This is a genomic window from Cupriavidus yeoncheonensis, assembly GCF_905397275.1.
GTDB classification, from domain to species: domain Bacteria; phylum Pseudomonadota; class Gammaproteobacteria; order Burkholderiales; family Burkholderiaceae; genus Cupriavidus; species Cupriavidus yeoncheonensis.
Window position 1 is genome coordinate 42,048 of the sequence record NZ_CAJPUY010000023.1, and the last position, 17,620, is coordinate 59,667.

Below are 17,620 nucleotides of genomic sequence, written 5' to 3' on the forward strand. Positions count from 1 at the left end.
TCACGTTTCTCTCCACCAACTTCAGGAGACAGCCATGGTAGGCCACAACGTTCATGTCGTGCCGGCCGGGGACCGCTGGGCCGTCGTGGCGGACGGCGGACACGGCCGCGAAACATTCCGCACACAGGAGGAGGCGGTCGCCTCCGGCACTGAGAAGGCCAGGCAGAGGGAGGTCGACCTGTTCGTCCACGGCCGCGACGGCCAGACTCGCGCGCGAAATTCGTATGGACAAGACCCGCACAACATCCGAGGCCGACCCATGTGACGGTGGCCGGTTGCCCGACCGGTTGAATCCACAGCCGAAGGCGGCCGCTGTGTGACGGGTCGGGCAGGCAGCAACTGGCCGCCAGGACATGGCCGGAGGGCAGGGGGCGATTACGAGCGGGCTTTTTAGTTTCTGCCTTCAGCGCGTTGATATTTCAGGGAAGCATATGGGTATCCCCGGCGGCCTGCGGCGGCAACTTGACTACCAGCGATTTGAAATCGCCGCTGGTTGCGATCGAACCCGCGTGCGCGACTCCCTTTGGAATGACAATCAGGTCGCCCGGGCCGACCTCGCGCTGTTCGCTGCCCAGCCAGAACGTGCCCTTTCCTGAAATGACATACTGGATCTCGTCAGCGCTGGTGTGGTAGTGCTTTGGAACGTTGCCCGATTGCACTCCAATGGTCCCTTGTGGTGTCGCCACCAGCCCTTTCGTACGTAGCGTGCCCATATTGGGAACCTGCGGTCCGATATCTTCATTGCGCATGGCGACCAGGTTGATGATCTGCGGTGCCAATGTGGTGCGAGGGGTTTGCGCGTGGGCCGGTGGCAGTCCCGTACGGGCTGCAAGGTAGCCACAGGCAAATGCGATCGGGACAGCGGCAAGAACGACAAAGCGATGCATATTCATCTCCTCTTCATTGGCCTGCGAGCATTGGATCGCTACGACGCTTAGTGCGCGCGATAGACTGGATTGTCTCACCACGATCCGCGCCCAGAATTGAGCTGGCTATGTTTGGTCAGTATGTTTTTCGCGTGCGTTGCTGCGCGTCCTCCTGTCGCGCTGCCGGCACCCCGCTGGGCTAGCACTATCCCTTAGTGTCCCCTTTTGTCAAATTTCTGTCCCACCATGTCAAATCGCCCGGCGGCGAGTTCGCATACTGCCAGCGCACCGTCGGCATGGGGAGTGAGGAGGGCTGGCGGGCATCCGACAAGAACATGGCAACCGCCAGCGGGCCGCGCGCCGGCCCGTTCCGGAGACACATCAATTATGTCCCTTCATTCCTTGGGTCCGCAGCAAGGTGGCAACAACGACTATCTCGTGAGCCGGTCGCGCGCCTGGTTCGCCTTCGCGATGACCTTCGCGCTGATGTTGTTCGACTACATCGACCGCCAGGTCATTGTGTCAATGTTCCCGCACCTGAAGGCGGCGTGGGGCCTGTCGGACAAGCAGCTTGGCGCGCTGGTGTCGATCGTTTCCGTCGTGGTGGCACTGGGTGCCATGCCCGTGGCGCTGCTCGCCGATCGGGTCAGCCGGGTGAAGAGCGTGGTCGTCATGGCCGGCGTCTGGAGCCTGGCCACGATCTCCTGCATGTTCACGCGCAACTACGCGCAACTGTTTGCCGCACGCGCGGTGGTGGGGGTCGGCGAATCCGGCTACGGCTCGGTGGGGGCGGCGCTCATCGGCAGCCTGTTTCCCGCGCGGCTGCGCTCGATGCTGCTGGGCGCCTTCTTCGCGGCGGGCTCCATCGGCGCGGTGCTCGGCGTTGTGCTGGGCGGAGTGATCACGGCGCGCTGGGGATGGGAGGCGGCCTTCGGCGTGGTGGGCGTGCCTGGCCTGTTGCTGGCAGTGCTCTACCTGTTCGTGCCCGACTACAAGACCGTGGCCCTACAACAATCGACTGGCGCGCGGGGCGGCACGCTCGCACAGCTCGCCGCGGCCCTGACGAGCTCGCGCACGCTGTGGTGGACTTGCCTGGGCGCCGCGCTGCAACTGGTGGTCGTGTCAACGGTCTGGGCCTGGCTGCCGAGCTACTTCCATCGCGCCCACGGCACGCCGGTCGACCAGGCCGCCATGCAGGCGGCCCTGATCGTGCTGTGCAGTGCCGCCGGCTCGTTCTTCTGGGGCGTGATTGCCGACCTCTTTGCCAGCAGCCGTCCGCGCAACAAGCTCACGGTGCTCGCGTCTTTGTGCCTGCTGACCACGCCAGTACTGGTCGTCGCCTTCGGCGCGGCACATTCCATGAACCAGCAGTTCCTGCTGATCGCGCTGGGCGGGTTCCTGATGACCTGTGCAGTCGGACCGGCCTCGGGCGTGGTGCTGGACGTGGTGCACCCCGGGCTGCGCTCGACGGGCGCAGCGGTCCTGTCGCTGTTCCAGAACCTGTTCGGCCTGGCGATCGGGCCGTTCGTGGGTGGTGCGCTTTCCGACGCGCTGGGGTTGCAGATGGCACTGACCATCATGCCCGCGTTCGGCGTGCTGGCCGCGCTGTGCTTCCGGCGCGCGGCGCGAACGTATGAAGGCGACCTGCGGAAGATGGCTTCGGCCGCGGCGGATACCACCCAGTCCGCCGGTCTGGCGCCCTCGCAGGCGGCATGACCCGCATGCGGGCGGCGTTGTCGCCCGCGTGTTCCCGGTCTTGATGTACAGGACCTGGTTGCAGGCGTGGGACGTCTCGACCTCGCCTCAGGGTGGCCTCAAATCTGACGTGGAGCCCCTTGCCGTCCGGCAAGGTGTGGTGAACGACAAGCATCAAGTACCGACAGCCCCACTCGGATCGCCTTCATGTTCAATCGAGCCCTTATCAGCGCAAGCCGAACCATGTGGGAAGGGGTACCATCAGATCGAATGCTGGTCTTATCCATTCGGAACTTGCAACGTCTCCCTAGCCAAGTGGTCCTGCCATGATCCTGTATCACACTGACCCCGGTTCCCCCGTCATCGAAATCTCCGTCGAAGGCAAAATCACCGACCACGATCTGCGCGCAGCCATCGAGCGCATGCGTGGTGATCTCGAACTGAACGGCAAGACCCGCGTGCTCGAACGCATCGAGCATTTCACCGGCATCGAGCCAAAGGCGCTGTGGACCGATCTGACGCTCGGCGTTCCGCTGGCCCGCAGGATCACGCGCGCCGCCGTGGTGGCCGACGCGGGCTGGATCCACGCTTCGATGCATCTGGCGCGGTTCTTTACGAAGGCCGAAGTCAAGGCGTTCCACGTCAACGAGCTGGAGGAGGCGCGCGCCTGGATCAACGCCTGAGCTCCGTGCGGCGAATCGCACAGTCTAGTTGTCGGTACCCCGGAGTCAGTTCGTTGGGATGATCGGCTGGTTCGCCAACGCGACCTTGCTTGCCTCCCTCGCGGTCTAAGCCTGCCAATCCACGATCATGGACGGATGAGGAGATGGCATTGGTACGCAGATATCATCCACCGGCAATCTCGCCAGGGTAAATCCGGCGCAGATAATCCGCCATCGCAGCAAACCGCCGTCGGGATTCACGCTCGAAGACCCAAGCCGCAAGCGGATCAAAGATGCGCAGGGATGGCCGCAATTTGATGCTGAACGTATAGATCAACTCTGACTGGCCTGCCTCAATATCCCGGTGGCGCATCGACGCTGCCCAGAACTCGATCAGACCCGAGGGAGGGACACTTGCCGCCGCCGCAATCTCCGGGGGGCGGTAGCTCACGAACTGCGTACGCATCCTGAGGCTGCGCATCCAGCCGCGCCCGATGTTGGCGGTAATGGCTCCGACATAAGGATGTGTACCACCTCCCTCAACCTGCGCGGATGAGAGCAGGGTATCCCAGAGAAGGCGCTTTTCGTGGTTGTGGAATGCCTCGAAGGCGTCGACGGCTGAGCCGGGCATGGTCAGGATCAGGCGTCGTCTGGCCATCGTCATTGCTCCTCGACAGATGTGCTGATACCCCACAGCCGGAACAGCGGCTCGAATTCTGCCAGGTCGAGCAACCCCATGCAGGCGCGGGCGCCGCGAAACGGCGGCGGCCCGGCAAGCAACTTGCGCGTGACCAGCAATGCCGCCATGCAGGGCACCTCGGGCCCGTTCTTGTGCGGAGCGGTCAGGTGCCATACCGACTGGCCCGGTGTCCCGTCCGGACGCACGCCGCCTACACTGACCCGCATGCCGCCGTTTTCGCTGCCGAACCGGTCCAGCAGCATCGTCGACATGCGATCGAGCAGCCGCGCGCCGCGCGCAAGGGGAACGGCCAGACCGTGCCGGCGTAGTGCGCCGGCAAGCCACAGCACCGCATGCTGGATCCGCAGCTCGAGCGCTGCATGAAACTCTACGGTCCGCACGGATGGGTAGCGCTGTGGAAATAGCGCGAGGTCAGGGACATCGCAAGCGGCAGCCAGGCGCGTACCCAGGCCGGGGAATATCATGGTGCGCAGATCCTGCCAGCCATATGCCTCCCGCCATGAACCGTCTTCCCACCTCGGGATGGGTGCGCCGGCGTAGCTGAATACAGCCTTGAGCGTGGCCACGCCCCTGGGCGCCTGCTGACCCGGCGCAATCGCTACGCTGATGCGATCCACCCGCGAGAAGCCTGCGGAAAGCTTGTCCACGACGGCGCTGGATAGCGCGGGAACGCTGCTTGCCCCGCTGACGGCGCAGATTCCGGCGCTGCGTGCCCGGATGTCCAGATGCCTTGCGAAGCCGGCCACGAAGTCGCGGCCATCGGAAAGGTCCACGTAGTGCGCACCGAGCGCGCATGCGGCCTCCGCGACGCGGTAGTCCTGACCCTGGAATGGCCCGGCGCAATGAACGACCAACTCTGGTCGCAGCTTGGCGAAGTCCGTCCGGAAACTGGGCGAGAGGATATCCAGCCTGGCGGTGCGCACGCCTTGCGTGCACGGCAGCGTACTCGATGAACGTTCGCTGCGTCCCGTGGCGATGATCTCATGCAGGGCGTCCGCCGCGAGGCTCCTGCAGATTCGCGCCCCAAAATTGCCCGTGCCGCCGACTATCACGATCCTCATTTCTGCTCCCCTGACTGCTTGATCCTTAACACAAGGCCGGGATGATCCTGGCGGTGCTGTTCATAGCCCCGTCAAAGCGGGCTTGGTCACCATCAGAAAGTACACGGCAAGCATCGAGCCGAAGGCCGGATATCCAAGCCATTCCCACAGCCGCGCGCAACGCCAGTAGCGCTGCGGCAAGGTAGTCTGGCCGGCGGCCAGGGCTCGGGCAGCCATGTCGGCCATGTGAAGCTGGAGCTTTACGACCGGCAGCCAGCAGGCACCTGCGAGCAAGAACAGAACCACGGATCCGATCAGCCACGGTGTCTCCCACCCCCACCCAGCCGCATGCGCAAGCCAGAGCCCGGACAACGGCTGAAAGACCGCGGCTGGCGCGGTGAACCAGAAATCGGCGCGCACCACAAGCCGGGAAACCGCGGCAATCACCGGGACGGATCGCGTCCGGTTCGCGAAGAAGAAATAGAACGCGGTGCCGAATCCAGTGCCAGTCAGCACCACGGAGGAGATGATATGAAGAGCCTTGACGGCCAGATAGGCGTTCACGACGCGTGCCTTCCTGTCAATGAGGCCGAGGTTCCGGACTGACTGCTGTCACGGGCATGGCAACATCCGGTTTTCTTGCTCTGTGATTTCCACCCAGACAGAAATCACGGGTCAGCGAGCATTTCGCCCGTGCACGAATCGTCTTGCAGGCTACTGTTTGAGGCGCCTCACCGTTCGGCTCAGCTTCGCCCCAAGACCCAATGTCTTCATCAGCGTATCGGGCTTCATGCGCAGCATCTCGTCGGACCAGGTGGTGAGCGTTTCAAGGAACGCCAGGGTGTTGCGGATGCGCGTTTGCGCTTCCGCATCTTCTTCACTGAGTTCCGGGCTTGCAAGGCTATCCCGCAGCATGGCCAGTGTGGGATCGAGTTCGCGCTGGCGGCGGCCTTCCACGATCAGGCGGAAGAGTTCCCAGATGTCGGTGGACGTCTCAAAGTGGTCGCGGCGGTCGCCCATGATGTGGACAACGCGAGCCAGCTTCCAGGCTTGAAGCTCCTTCAGGCTGTTGCTGACGTTCGAGCGCGCAACGCCGAGCGTCTCGGCAATGTTATCCGCGGTGACCGGGCGACCAAGCAGGTAGAGCAAGGCGTGGATTTGCGCGACGGTCCGGTTCACGCCCCAACGGGTACCCATTTCTCCCCAGTGGAGGATGAAGCGTTCTGAGACGGGGGTGAGTTCCATGATTCAAAGCCTAGTTTTTTCAGTTATTTCTGTCAAGACAGAAATAACTGAAAAACACGAGCTTGATCGCAAGTCTGGGCTGGCCTGCCAGGTTGGATCGGCTGCGGGTGCATGGCAGCGAACCAACGGGGATGGCCGTCCTCGGACGGCCGACTACACGGCGCGTGTCACAGCTACAGCCTTGATTTCGACGTACAGCGTCGGCCTTGCCAATGCGGCCACGCCCAGTATGGTCCAGGCCGGTGCATCCGCATGGATATATCGGTCCTTGATCTCACGGAACACCGTGAGCTGCTTGTCGACATCGACGTGATAGCTGACCAGCTCGACCAGGTCCTCGAATCCCAGGCCAGCCGCCTGCAGGATTGCGCCCAACCTCCGGAATGCGAGATCGATCTGCTCCTCGACAGCCGAGGGCACGGTCCCGTCTGCGCGCACGCCGATCTGGCCTGCGATGAACAGCAAGCCGCCAGCGGCAACGGCCGGCGCATAGTTGAACGCCTTGAAGACTTCCGTGCTGCCGAACACGGGGTGCGGATTGGAAAGGGTGATTGTCGTCTTGGATGATGGCATGGCTAGCACCTGGGGAATATGAGAGTGCAGAGAGGCGCGACTACGAGGCAAGCGCTGCAGCAGGATCGCGTGTCTCCTCTAAATTGCCAGCACGCCCTCCGCCTGGCGCGGTGCACGATTCCTGCTGGCAAGCCATGTCACCAGCGCATCCTCTGACATCGCTTTGGCGTAGTACCAGCCTTGCACGTACTGCACGCCTTTGTCGAGGAGCCACGCCACCTGAGACGCGGACTCCACGCCCTCCGCGACGATTTCCAGGCGCAGTTCGTGGGCCATCGCAATGATGTGAGGGGCGACGACGCTAGAGGCCGTATCCTGCGCAATCGTGTCGACGAAGGACTTGTCGATCTTCAGAACGTCGATCTGGAAGGTTTGCAGATAGGACAGGCTCGAGTAGCCGGTCCCGAAGTCGTCGATATAGACGGGATGGCCGGCCGCCCTGAACGCGGCAATGACATCGCGCGTCGTATCGGCATCCATGAAACTGCGCTCGGTCGCTTCAATGCGGATCTGCCTGGGAGCAATGCCGGTTCCTGCAAGCGATGACCTGAGAACGTTCAGGAATCGGAGGCTGCGAAGATCCTCGCTGCTGACGTTGATCGAGACGTAGAACGTTGGATTCTCGGCGAGAAACTGGCCAAGTTGCGCGACGGTCTTTTCGAGTACCAGATCCGTCAAAGCCTGGATGAGGTGATTCTCCTCGGCGACCCGCACAAATACCTCGGGCGAGACCGGTTGACCGTGCAGGGTCCACCGCAGGAGCGCTTCGACGCCTACACATTCGTTGTCGGCAATGCGGACAATGGGCTGATAGACCACGTCGATCTTGCGCCGCGAAATGGCCCATTCGAGGGTTGCGGGGAACGAGAGCTGCCACGAGATGCGCTTGTACGCAAACCATCCAAGCATGGCGCCGGCAGTGACGCCAAAGGAGAGCCACGCGGCCAGCAGCTTTGGCCAGGTGCCCGCGACGCTGCTGCGAGGCGATTTCACGACGACGGCGAGTTGCCGTGTCGAAGACTGGGCGACCGCGTAATTCCATTCGTCGCTCTTCACGTTGCCACCATGCTTCCAGGCGTCAAGCATGTCGTCCGGGTCCGCACCGGTCGAGACCGCGATGAGCGTTCCGGTCGTGGTCTGGATTGCCGCGATCGGACGTCTGGCCGGATCAATGAGATCGACGTAGGATGCGCGATCGATGGAAACGTAGTGGCCGCTGCGACCGATCTGGATGTCACTGCGCTCGTCGCTGAGCGGACTCTTTTGCCTGAACCACACGATATACCCGTCACTGCTCTGGTAATCGGGGCGAGGCAGCGTCAGGTCCTTCGCACGTACGTCGCCGAGCAGTGGCGAGCAAAGGTACTGCCCCTCGGCGTATGCTCCGGCATCCTGAACGTATCGATAGTTGTAGATGACGCGCGCCGCCTGTTCGAGACTCGGGGGCGAGCAGGGGGCACCCGGATGTCGGTCGAGATCGGCCAGGGCGGCGAAGGCCTGGGATGTGACGACGTCCGTGCGCATGATCGCCTTGCCGGCGAAATCCAGGATTTCCGCCCGGTCCCGCCTTTCCACTTCCTTCTTCGCGACATAGAGGCTGGTGAGCACCGGGCCGACGGTCGCGAGACACCCAAGGGCTATCGAAGCCGAAATAATGGTGATGCGCTTGATCATTTCGCACCCGAGGGATGGACGACAGGGAACGAAGGACAGGTTGAAGGCGGGCCTGCGCCCGCCTCGGGTGTCCGGAAAGCCAGAACATCAACGTAAAGGATAGTCGAAGGCGCACGGCTTGCGTCGCAAAGCCTTTAGCTGCACATATTGACCGGTCTCCGAACGAAAGAACGAGCGCGCGGGCGGCGTGCGCGTTGAGCGCGATTGACTACTCGAGATCGATCACCGCATCCACCGCATACGCCCCCTGTCCCTCCGGCATGGCGATGACGGGATTCAGGTCGATCGACTGCAGGCGCGGACCCGCGGCCACGGCAAACGACGACAGCCGTGACAGCGTCTTCGCCAGCGCCGCAACGTCCGCGACCGGCCGTCCGCGCGCGCCCAGCAGCAGCGGCGCACCCTTGATCGAGCGGATCATCTCCTCGGCCACGTCCTCGCCAAACGGACAGCGGTGGAACACCACGTCCTTCAGGATCTCGACGAACACGCCGCCCAGGCCGAACATTGCCACCGGCCCGAACGTCGGGTCGCGCTGGATGCCCATGATGCATTCCACGCCGCCACTGAGCTGGCGGGCGACCAGCACGCCCTCGATACGCGCGGTGGGCGCGGCGGTGCGGGCGCGGTCCAGCAGGGTGGCGAAGCCGGCGCGCACGGCCTGCTCGTCGCGCACGTTCAGCAGCACGCCGCCGATTTCCGACTTGTGCAGGATGTCCGGCGACAGGATCTTCATCACCACCGGGAAGCCGATCTCGCGGGCGGCGGCGACGGCTGCCTCCACCTCGGCGCAGGCACGCTCGGGGGCGCTCGGGATGCCGGCATCGGCGAGCAGGCGCTTGGCCTGCGCTTCGGTCGGGGTCTGTGCCGGCAGGGCGACCGCGCCCACCTCCGGCGCCGGCGCCAGCGTCCTGCCGGCGAACGCCTTGCCGAAGCGGCCCATCGCGGCGATGGCCGTCACCGCGCGGTTGGGGTCCTCGAACACGGTGAAGCCCGCGGCTTCGTAAGAATCGAGCACGTCGCGCGGGCCGCGCAGCACCAGCACGTAGAGACGGTCCGGGAAGCGCTCGCGTACCTTCGAAAGCTGCCCGCGCAGCAGCGGGGCGACTTCCGGCGTGGAGCCGGCGTAGCTGAAGAAGCCCAGCACGGACGTATAGCCGCCCTCCAACAGCATCGCCTCGGTGAACGGCGTGATCAGCGACGGGTCGTTGATGAACTGGGCCGTGGTGTCCACCGGGTTGCGCGGCGCGCAGATCGGCAGCATTTCCAGCATGCGTTGCTGCGCGGCGGCGGGCATCTCCGGCATCGGCAGGCCGAGGTCCTCGGCGGCGTCGGAGACGATCACGCCGGCCCCGCCGCTGACGGTGATCACGCCCAGCGTGTTGTTCTGCGGGAATACGCCGCGCGTGGCCAGTCGCACGATGTCGAGCATCTCCTCGGTGGTGCGGGCACGCACCACGCCGAGTTCCTCCAGCACCGCATCGACCACCGCATCGTCGCCCGCGATGGACGCCGTGTGCGAGCGCGCCGCCGCGCCACCCACCTCGCTGCGGCCCACTTTCATCATGACCACCGGCTTGCGGGCCGCGCGGGCCGCCTGCAGCGCCTCGACCAGCCCGTTGCCGTCGTTGATGCCTTCCGAGTAGAGGGCGATCACGTCGGTATTGGGGTCGGCCACCATCAGGCGGACGATGTCGCCCAGCGTCAGGTCGGCCTCGTTGCCGGTCATCACGATGTTCGACGGATACACCCCCGCCTCCATGGCGGTCGCCACCAGGTGGCTGCCATAGGCGCCTGACTGGCTGACGATGCCCACGCGCCCCGGGCGGACGCCTGCCATCGTGGCGAACGACGAGAAGCTGCCGACAAAGCCGGTCTGCAGATTGACCAGCCCCAGCGAGTTCGGCCCGAGCAGGCGCATGCCGCCCTGGCGCGCGGCGGCGACCAGTTCGGCCTGCATTGCCACGCCTTCGCCGCCCACTTCCGCAAAGCCGGCGCTGAACAGGATGGCGCCCGGCACGCCGCGCTGCGCCAGCGCCGTCACGGTCGCCAGCACCTGCGGCGCGGGCACGGCGACGATGGCGACGTCCGGCACCTCGGGCAGTGCGTCGACCGAGGGGTAGGCCGTCAGGCCCTGCACGGTCGCGCGGTTCGGGTTGACGGGCAGGATGCGCCCGGCGTAGCCGAGCCTGAGCATGGAAGCGATGGGGCGGCCGCCGATGCGGGCGGGGTCGTCCGAGGCGCCGATGACGGCGACGGAGCGCGGCGCCAGCAGGCGGTCCAGCGATGGGGTGGTGGTCATGGGTGGCGTGTGCGAAGTGGGGGTGTCACAGGGGCACCGGCCGCCCCGGATGGAGGCGGCCGACATCTGGCAAGGCGGGCGAGACCGATCAGACCGGCCGGAAGGTCGGCATCGGCGGCCCGTTGTCGGTGGGCGTGAAGGTCAGTTCGACCTTCTGGCCGATGCGCACCGTGTCGAGGTCGCAATCGACGATCTGCGTCATCATCGTCACGCCTTCTTCCAGCGTGACATAGGCCATGCAGAACGGCGTCGGGCCGGCGCGGCGGGTCACGCTGTACGAATAGACGGTGCCGCGCCCGCTGGCCTGCTTCCAGCTCGTGGTGCCCATGCAGTGCGGGCACAGCGTGCGCGGATACCAGTGCGGCTTGCCGCAGTCGTCGCAGTGCTTCACCAGCAGGCGGCCGTCGCGCGCGGCGGCCCAGAACTCGGCGTTGTCCGGATACTCGGTCGGCGCGCTGAAAACGGTGGGGGTGTGAGGTGTGGTCATGGCTTGAATCCGTGTAGGGTCTGTCGTTTGCTCACTCGCGTTCGAGGATCAGCGTGGCGCTGCCATGGCGCGAGCCGAGCAGGCCGCCGGTGCCCTGGGCGAGGGCGAGATGGCAGTTCGGCACCTGCACGGCCGGATGCGCTTCGCCGCGCAGCTGGCGCACGGCCTCGATCACCTTCGTGATGCCGCCGCGGTTGGCCGGGTGGTTGTTGCACAGGCCGCCGCCGTCGGTGTTGAAGGGCAGCTTGCCGACGCCGGAGATCAGGTTCCCGTCCATCACGAACCTGCCGCCTTCGCCCTTCTTGCAGAAGCCGAGGTCTTCCAGTTGCATCAGCACGGTGATGGTGAAGCTGTCGTAGATCGACGCGTACTGGATATCGGCCGGCGTCACGCGCGCCTCGGCGAATGCCGCCGCGCCCGACACCTTCGCCGCCGACCACGTCAGGTCGACCTGTCCGCCGAGCTGGCCCTTGACGTGCTCGCCGGCGCCGAGGAGTTTCACCTTCGGGCGGTTCAGCTTCGCGGCGATCTCGGGGCGGGCCACGATCAGCGCGCCGCCGCCGTCCGACACCACGCAGCAGTCGAGCTTGTGCAGCGGGTCGGAAACGAGGTCGGAGTTGACCACGTCTTCCACGGTCACCACATTGCGCAGCATGGCGTGCGGGTTGTGCTGGGCATGGTGCGACGCGGCCACCTTGATCCACGCCAGTTGCTCGGCCGTGGTGCCGTACTCGTACATATGGCGCTGGGCGACCATCGCGTACGAGTTGACGGTGAGGGGGCTGTAGGGCGCCTCGAACGGCATGTCGGGCAGGTTCGGGCCCCAGTTGCGCGCCTTGGTGCCGCTCGAGCCTTCCGAGCGCGGGCGGCCCGCCAGCGTGATCAGCGCCACATTGCACTTGCCCATGGCGATCGCCTGCGCCGCGTGCGACACGTGCGCGAGATACGACGACCCGCCGGTCTCGGTGGAGTCGACGTGGCGGACCTTCAGGCCCAGGTAGTCGACGATGTTCAGCACGCCCAGTCCGGGCGCGTCGCCGGCGCAGAAATAGCCGTCGACATCGGCCATCGTCAGGCCGGCGTCTTCGAGCGCGCCCTTGGCGCATTCGGCGTGCAGCTGGGCGACGGTCTTGTCCGGCGCCTTGCGGGTGGGGTGCTCGTATGCACCGACGATATAGGCCTTGCCATTGATGCTCATGCTTGCTTCCTTGCAGGGGAGGGGGTGATCGGGATGGGGACGGAACAGGCCTGTCATTCCGGCTCGATGCCGGCGAGGGAGATCAGGCGCTTCCACATCTGCTGGTCGGCCACGATGGTGGCGCGCAGTTCGGCGCTGTTGCCGGGGAACGGCGTGGCGCCGCGCTGGGCGTAGTGCGACGTGGCCTCCGGGGAGTTGACGAACTCCAGCGTGTAGCGCGAGAGCTTGTCGACGATGGGCTGCGGCGTGCCGGCCGGGGCGAACAGCGCGGTCCAGGAGTTCACGCCGGCGCGCGGCAGGCCGGCCTCGGCCATGGTCGGCACGTCCTTCAGCTGCGACAGCCGGGCCGCGCTGGTCACCGCCAGCGCGCGCAGCTTGCCGGACTGGATGTGCGGCACGGCAGCCGAGACTTCCACCACGCCATAGTCGACGATGCCCGTCATCAGGTCGGGCAGCAGGCCGCTCATGGCCTTGTACGGCACGCTCGTGGCCTCGATCTTTGCCGCGTCGTTGAAGTTGGCGACGATGGTGCGGTAGCCCGTGCTCGGCGTGCCGTAGTTCAGCTTGCCCGGGTTGGCGCGGCCGGCCTTCACCAGGTCGGCCACCGTGCGATAGGGCGAATTGCCCGCGACGACCAGCACCACCGGCAGCAGCGACATGCGCGCGATGGGCACGAAGTCCTTCAGCGGGTCGTACGGCAGCTTCCTGAACAGGAACGGGTTGGCCGCCATGGCGCCCGAGGCGGACAGCAGCAGCGTGTAGCCGTCCGGCGCGGCCTTGGCGACGTAGTCGCTCGCGATGATCATGTTGCCGCCCGGCTTGTTCTCCACGACGAAGCTCTGGCCCAGCTTCTGGCCGAGGTACTTCGCCAGCAGGCGGGTGTAGTCGTCGGCGCCGGTGCCGGCGCTCGTGATCGACACGATCCGGACCGGACGGTCCGGATACGTCTGGGCCGACTGTGCCCGGGCCGGGGCGGGCAGGGCCAGCGCGGTGGTCATGGCCACGAGCGCGGGGATGAAACGTCGGGTGCGGCCTGCAAAGCTTGTCATGGTGTCTCCTCCATGTCGTGATGGATGGTGTTGTCTGGTGCTACGAGGGTGCTTACAGGGGTGCTGCGGGCAACGCCGGGCCCTGGCCGTGTTTCCGGCCATGTGGCGGTGATCCCGTCAGGCGGAAGGTGCGGTGTCGCCGAGGTCCTCCGGCATCCGGCGCCTGACCGGCCACAGGTACTCCACCACGGGGCTGTCCATGCGATACGTGTGGCACGAGCCGATCAGCGCGGGGCGCGGCATCGGCCCTTCGCCGTCCATCGGTCGGCGCCCGTTGCGCTCGGCGCGCATGATGGCCATGGTCGACTGCATGGCGGTGGTCGCCATCGGACCCAGCAGTTCGGTCAGGTGCGTGCAGCCCTTCACGCCGCCCACGATGGCCTTCGCCTGCTGGCGGAAGCCTCCGCGGATCTGCAGGCCCTTCAGCCCGGCATAGGCGGATTCGATCTCCGGGCAGTACTGGGTGGGGCCAGCCTCGATGCGTGCCGTCACGTGGTGGATGACCATGTCGCGGTCGATGGTCAGCGTGAGGCGCATGTGGTGGATGGCGCCGCCCGGCGGCACCGTCTTGAACAGCAGGTCCGTGCCGGTGGGCGTGATGTCCTGCATCTCGCCTTCGATGTCGATCAGGCCGTCGTCGCGCAGGAAGCCGGAGCAGGTGACCGTGCGGGTGTGGAGCGGGCGGCGGTGGATGGTGGGGGCGGTCGTCATGGTGTCTCCGGGCCGGCGGCGCGCGTGGTCGCGCTGGCCGGGTGGTTCAGGGTCGCGGGATGGGCCGGCTGCAGTGCCAGTCCCGCCCAGTTGCGGACGGAACGGGTCGCGATCATGCGGCGGTGCGCCGCCCAGAACAGCACGCGCAGCCCGAAGCCGAGGCCGCCGCTCATGGCCTGCCGGCACTGTTCGGCGGGCAGATCCACGGGCACGCCCAGCTCGGCGGCCGAGGCGTAGCAGACGATGCGCCCGTGCGGATCGTCGTCCTGCATGCGGCGGTGGACCAGGCTGTGGAGCGTCTCGCGGTAGGTATTCGGCCCGCAAGCCGGCGCGGCGCGGCGGGCGGACTGCTGGAGGTCGCGGCTGAACTGGCGGACTTCGTGCAGGAGATCCATCAATCCTTCCATCGGGGGGGCGGTGTGCTGCGGCATGGGGACGGCTACCTGCAATGGATCAGCTATCGGTGAGCAGCGCATTGCGCACGCCGCGCAGCACCGTCAGATAGGCTTCCTGGTTCTTCTTCATGCGCTCGGCGGGCCCGGCCAGCGACAGTCCCACCGGCTGGTCGCCCAGCCAGCCCGAGACGGCCAGGCCGTAGACCCCCTCGCTGCCTTCCTCGCGCGACTCCCACCAGCCACGCCCGCGGCCTTCGGCGACCTGGGCCATCAGTGCGTCCACGTCGAGCACGGTGTGCGAGGTCAGCGGGCGCAGCGCGTGCCGGGCCAGGCGGGCGCGGGCTTCGTCCTCGGGCAGCAGCGCCAGCAGCGCCTTGCCCAGCGCCGATGCGTGAAAGCTGGCGCGCGCGCCCACGTCGAGGATGTAGCGCAGGGGGAGCCGGCTCGGCTGCGTGGCGACCACCTTGACGCAGGTCGGGTCCGGCACGCCGACGAAGGCGCTCTCGTCGCTGCGGGCCCCGAGCTGCTCTGCCGCTTCCTGCGCGGCGATGGTCAGCGGGTCGTTCTCGGCGATCTGGCGAACGGTCTCCAGCATCCGACCGGTCGGATAGAAGCGGCGCGTGCGCGTCGTCCGCATCAGGTAGCCCAGCGAATGCAGGGTATGCAGCAGGTCGGAGGTGCTGCTTTCGGCCACCTGGAGCAGGCGGGCCATGTCCGAATTCGAAAGTTCGCGCTTTTCGCGCGCAAACACTTCGAAAACCGCCATGGCGCGGCTTGCGGCGGGGATCAGGGTGGGCATCGCGGTGCGGTCTCCGGAAGGGCGGAAATGGTTGCAAGGTGCGCGGTGCTGCACCTTCATCGTGTTCGGGGTGCGTCCCTGCGAAAGGGATCTGCCAATCGTCTGTCAATCGACCTGTGAATCGATCTGTGAATCGATCTGTCAATCAACTACGAAATATAGTAGCATTATCCTAGATTTCGTAGTCAAGGGAATTCGCGCAAACCGCGCCTCCCTTGAGGAGAGGGGCTGATCGGCCCCCAGAACGCCAGGAGACCGAAGAGATGTCGCAACCCACCGGAACGGCTGCCGCCGCTTCCCCTGCCGCCATGCCCCGCTACCGCGAAGCCGCCCTGCGCGTGTCGCCCGTTGCCCATGAGGTCCGGGCCGACGGCACCGTGCTCGTGCGCCCGGTGCAGGCGCCTGTGCCCGTGCCATACCTGACGTTCAGCGCCTGGGCCCGCCGCTGGGCCGACGAGCGCGGCAGGCAGACCGCGCTGGGCCAGCGCGATGCGTCCGGCGCCTGGCGCCTCGTCACCTGGGCGCAGTTCTACGAGCGCATGCGCAGCGTGGCGGCGGGCCTGCTGGAGATGGGCCTGTCGCGCGAACGGCCGCTGATGATCCTGTCGGGCAACTCGATCGAGCACGCCCTGCTGGTGGCGGCCGCCGAGTACGCGGGGATTCCCACGGCGGCGGTGTCGCCGGCCTATTCGCTGCAAAGCCAGGACTTCGCCCGCCTGCGCGGCATCCACGCGCTGCTGCGTCCGGCCGCGGTGTTCGTGCAGGCGGCCGAGCCGTTTGCGCGGGCCATCGAAGCGCTGGGCCTCCCGGCCGCAGCGGTGATCGTGGCCGAAGGGGCGACGGCAGGGCAGGTCGACTGGATGGCGCTGCAGGACGCGCCGCTCACGCCCGCGCGCGAGGACCGCGTGGAGTCGGCGCACGCCGGCATTTCTGCCGCGGATACGGCGCGCTACTTCTTCACCTCGGGCTCCACCGGCGCGCCCAAGGGCGTGACCATCACCTACGACAGCATCCAGGCGCTGATGGGCCAGTTCCTGTTCGCCCATGGCGCGCCGGAGTACCAGGGGACCGTGGTGCTCGACTGGCTGCCGTGGAATCACGTCTTCGGCGGCATCGGCAACCTCGGCCGCGCCTTCGTGCTGGGCGCCTCGTTCTATATCGACGACGGCCGCCCCACGCCGGCGCTGTTCGCCCGCACCGTGAAGAACCTGCGCGAGATCTCCCCGACCATGTTCGCCACCGTGCCGGCGGCGTGGGGCATGCTCGTGACCGAACTGGAGCGCGACGAGGCGCTGGCGCAGGCGTTCTTCTCGCGCCTGATGTTCGTCAGCTACGGCGGCGCCAGCCTGCCGGGCGACGTGCTGGCGCGCTTCCAGCGCGTGGCCGAGCGCGTGGCCGGCGCCCGCATTCTCTTTACCAGCGGCTTTGGCGCCACCGAAACCACGGCGATGGGCCTGAACTTCAGCCAGCCCGCCGACGACACCGGCAACCTCGGCATGCCGGTGCCGGGCGTGGAACTGAAGCTGGTGCCGCTCGATGGCGGCGACGGCCGCTACGAAGTGCGCATGCGCGGCCGCAACATCTTCTCCGGCTACCTGCAGCAGCCGGAACTGAGCGCCGCCGCCTTCGACGACGAAGGCTTCTACTGCATGGGCGACGCCGCCCGCATGGTCGACCCGGCGGTGCCGGGCGCCGGCTTGCGCTACGCCGGCCGCTGCGTGGAAGACTTCAAGCTCAGCAACGGCACCTGGGTGCGGACCGGCGCCGTGCGCGTGGCCCTGCTGGAGCAATGCGCGCCGCTGCTGGCCGATGCGGTCATCTGCGGCCATGACAGGGACTTCGTGGCCGCGCTGGCGTGGCCCAACGCGGTGGCTTGCCAGCGCCTGGCGTCGGAACTGACCGGATTGCCGGTCGAGCAGCTGGTGTCGCATCCCATCGTGGTGGCGGCCCTGTCCGAACGCCTGCGGGCGGTGACGGGCGCCGCGAGCCAGCACGCGCGGCGCGTGCTGCTGATGGCCGAGCCGCCGTCCATCGATGCCGGCGAGATCGCCGACAAGGGCTACATCAACCAGGCCACCACGCGCGAGCGCCGCGCCGGCCTGATCGGCGAACTGTACGCGGAGCCGCCCGCCGCGGTGGTCGCAAGGGCGGCCTGAGCGTGCGCCAGGGCGCCTGCCGCGCCCTGGCCATATACCGGAGCCGCCGGAGCCGCCGAAGCCGTCTT

Annotated in this window: 18 protein-coding genes; 4 read left to right on the plus strand and 14 right to left on the minus strand. The window is 66.6% G+C overall.

Annotation, left to right across the window (positions count from 1 at the left end):
• The first annotated feature begins 34 nt into the window (after positions 1-34).
• Positions 35-265 carry a DUF2188 domain-containing protein gene (locus KHO22_RS26080; RefSeq protein ID WP_211950063.1) on the plus strand — a complete coding sequence of 77 codons (231 nt, stop codon included), beginning with the start codon at positions 35-37 and terminating at the stop codon, positions 263-265.
• A gap of 154 nt (positions 266-419) precedes the next feature.
• Here the strand turns inward: KHO22_RS26080 and KHO22_RS26085 are convergent, their stop codons facing one another.
• On the minus strand, positions 420-893 hold the full coding sequence (locus KHO22_RS26085) for a cupin domain-containing protein (RefSeq protein WP_420839654.1): 474 nt from the start codon (positions 891-893) through the stop codon (positions 420-422).
• A gap of 360 nt (positions 894-1,253) precedes the next feature.
• Between KHO22_RS26085 and KHO22_RS26090 the strand changes: the two genes are divergently transcribed.
• Both KHO22_RS26090 and KHO22_RS26095 read left to right on the plus strand, forming a co-directional pair.
• Entirely contained in the window at positions 1,254-2,582 is a 1,329-nt protein-coding gene (locus KHO22_RS26090; protein ID WP_211950065.1) for an MFS transporter, read from the plus strand.
• Between the two features lie 305 nt (positions 2,583-2,887).
• Complete coding sequence (locus KHO22_RS26095; RefSeq protein WP_211950066.1) at positions 2,888-3,244, plus strand: SpoIIAA family protein; 357 nt, start codon at positions 2,888-2,890, stop codon at positions 3,242-3,244.
• 163 nt (positions 3,245-3,407) lie between these two features.
• Here the strand turns inward: KHO22_RS26095 and KHO22_RS26100 are convergent, their stop codons facing one another.
• The 13 genes from KHO22_RS26100 to KHO22_RS26160 form a co-directional block, all read right to left on the minus strand.
• Positions 3,408-3,881: an SRPBCC family protein gene (locus tag KHO22_RS26100; protein WP_211950067.1), complete on the minus strand. Its 474-nt coding sequence runs from the start codon at positions 3,879-3,881 to the stop codon at positions 3,408-3,410.
• A gap of 2 nt (positions 3,882-3,883) precedes the next feature.
• A complete protein-coding gene (locus tag KHO22_RS26105; protein WP_211950068.1) occupies positions 3,884-4,984 on the minus strand; it encodes a saccharopine dehydrogenase family protein in 1,101 nt (366 codons plus the stop codon).
• Between the two features lie 60 nt (positions 4,985-5,044).
• Positions 5,045-5,527 carry a DUF2269 family protein gene (locus tag KHO22_RS26110; RefSeq protein WP_211950069.1) on the minus strand — a complete coding sequence of 161 codons (483 nt, stop codon included), beginning with the start codon at positions 5,525-5,527 and terminating at the stop codon, positions 5,045-5,047.
• A 150-nt stretch (positions 5,528-5,677) separates the two neighbouring features.
• Positions 5,678-6,208, minus strand: a complete 531-nt coding sequence (locus KHO22_RS26115; protein ID WP_211950070.1) for a GbsR/MarR family transcriptional regulator — start codon at positions 6,206-6,208, stop codon at positions 5,678-5,680.
• Positions 6,209-6,361: 153 nt separating this feature from the next.
• The gene (locus KHO22_RS26120; protein ID WP_211950071.1) at positions 6,362-6,781 is read right to left on the minus strand and encodes a RidA family protein; all 420 of its coding nucleotides are present in this window, start codon (positions 6,779-6,781) and stop codon (positions 6,362-6,364) included.
• 78 nt (positions 6,782-6,859) lie between these two features.
• A complete protein-coding gene (locus tag KHO22_RS26125) occupies positions 6,860-8,455 on the minus strand; it encodes an EAL domain-containing protein (protein ID WP_211950072.1) in 1,596 nt (531 codons plus the stop codon).
• 208 nt (positions 8,456-8,663) lie between these two features.
• A complete protein-coding gene (locus KHO22_RS26130) occupies positions 8,664-10,757 on the minus strand; it encodes an acetate--CoA ligase family protein (RefSeq protein WP_211950073.1) in 2,094 nt (697 codons plus the stop codon).
• 88 nt (positions 10,758-10,845) lie between these two features.
• Positions 10,846-11,244, minus strand: a complete 399-nt coding sequence (locus KHO22_RS26135) for a Zn-ribbon domain-containing OB-fold protein (protein WP_211950074.1) — start codon at positions 11,242-11,244, stop codon at positions 10,846-10,848.
• Between the two features lie 31 nt (positions 11,245-11,275).
• Positions 11,276-12,442, minus strand: coding sequence for a thiolase domain-containing protein (locus KHO22_RS26140; protein ID WP_211950075.1), 1,167 nt, complete (start codon positions 12,440-12,442; stop codon positions 11,276-11,278).
• A 53-nt stretch (positions 12,443-12,495) separates the two neighbouring features.
• Positions 12,496-13,491, minus strand: coding sequence for a Bug family tripartite tricarboxylate transporter substrate binding protein (locus KHO22_RS26145; protein WP_230427028.1), 996 nt, complete (start codon positions 13,489-13,491; stop codon positions 12,496-12,498).
• A gap of 117 nt (positions 13,492-13,608) precedes the next feature.
• The gene (locus tag KHO22_RS26150; protein ID WP_211950076.1) at positions 13,609-14,202 is read right to left on the minus strand and encodes a DUF2889 domain-containing protein; all 594 of its coding nucleotides are present in this window, start codon (positions 14,200-14,202) and stop codon (positions 13,609-13,611) included.
• Positions 14,199-14,597: a hypothetical protein gene (locus tag KHO22_RS26155; RefSeq protein WP_211950077.1), complete on the minus strand. Its 399-nt coding sequence runs from the start codon at positions 14,595-14,597 to the stop codon at positions 14,199-14,201. Before KHO22_RS26155 ends, KHO22_RS26150 begins: the two co-directional genes overlap by 4 nt.
• 58 nt (positions 14,598-14,655) lie before the next feature.
• Positions 14,656-15,396: an IclR family transcriptional regulator gene (locus KHO22_RS26160; protein ID WP_211950078.1), complete on the minus strand. Its 741-nt coding sequence runs from the start codon at positions 15,394-15,396 to the stop codon at positions 14,656-14,658.
• Between the two features lie 263 nt (positions 15,397-15,659).
• On the opposite strand from KHO22_RS26160, the gene KHO22_RS26165 reads away from it, so the two are divergent.
• Positions 15,660-17,552: an AMP-binding protein gene (locus tag KHO22_RS26165; protein ID WP_211950079.1), complete on the plus strand. Its 1,893-nt coding sequence runs from the start codon at positions 15,660-15,662 to the stop codon at positions 17,550-17,552.
• Positions 17,553-17,620: the final 68 nt, after the last annotated feature.

Coding starts and splice junctions, on each gene's coding strand:
- KHO22_RS26105 (WP_211950068.1), bottom strand. CDS start 4,984: ATGAGGATCGTGATAGTCGGCGGCACGGGCAATTTTGGGGCGCGAATC.
- KHO22_RS26085 (WP_420839654.1), bottom strand. CDS start 893: ATGAATATGCATCGCTTTGTCGTTCTTGCCGCTGTCCCGATCGCATTT.
- KHO22_RS26145 (WP_230427028.1), bottom strand. CDS start 13,491: ATGACAAGCTTTGCAGGCCGCACCCGACGTTTCATCCCCGCGCTCGTG.
- KHO22_RS26165 (WP_211950079.1), top strand. CDS start 15,660: ATGTCGCAACCCACCGGAACGGCTGCCGCCGCTTCCCCTGCCGCCATG.
- KHO22_RS26125 (WP_211950072.1), bottom strand. CDS start 8,455: ATGATCAAGCGCATCACCATTATTTCGGCTTCGATAGCCCTTGGGTGT.
- KHO22_RS26155 (WP_211950077.1), bottom strand. CDS start 14,597: ATGGATCTCCTGCACGAAGTCCGCCAGTTCAGCCGCGACCTCCAGCAG.
- KHO22_RS26130 (WP_211950073.1), bottom strand. CDS start 10,757: ATGACCACCACCCCATCGCTGGACCGCCTGCTGGCGCCGCGCTCCGTC.
- KHO22_RS26100 (WP_211950067.1), bottom strand. CDS start 3,881: ATGGCCAGACGACGCCTGATCCTGACCATGCCCGGCTCAGCCGTCGAC.
- KHO22_RS26115 (WP_211950070.1), bottom strand. CDS start 6,208: ATGGAACTCACCCCCGTCTCAGAACGCTTCATCCTCCACTGGGGAGAA.
- KHO22_RS26120 (WP_211950071.1), bottom strand. CDS start 6,781: ATGCCATCATCCAAGACGACAATCACCCTTTCCAATCCGCACCCCGTG.
- KHO22_RS26135 (WP_211950074.1), bottom strand. CDS start 11,244: ATGACCACACCTCACACCCCCACCGTTTTCAGCGCGCCGACCGAGTAT.
- KHO22_RS26080 (WP_211950063.1), top strand. CDS start 35: ATGGTAGGCCACAACGTTCATGTCGTGCCGGCCGGGGACCGCTGGGCC.
- KHO22_RS26150 (WP_211950076.1), bottom strand. CDS start 14,202: ATGACGACCGCCCCCACCATCCACCGCCGCCCGCTCCACACCCGCACG.
- KHO22_RS26160 (WP_211950078.1), bottom strand. CDS start 15,396: ATGCCCACCCTGATCCCCGCCGCAAGCCGCGCCATGGCGGTTTTCGAA.
- KHO22_RS26090 (WP_211950065.1), top strand. CDS start 1,254: ATGTCCCTTCATTCCTTGGGTCCGCAGCAAGGTGGCAACAACGACTAT.
- KHO22_RS26095 (WP_211950066.1), top strand. CDS start 2,888: ATGATCCTGTATCACACTGACCCCGGTTCCCCCGTCATCGAAATCTCC.
- KHO22_RS26140 (WP_211950075.1), bottom strand. CDS start 12,442: ATGAGCATCAATGGCAAGGCCTATATCGTCGGTGCATACGAGCACCCC.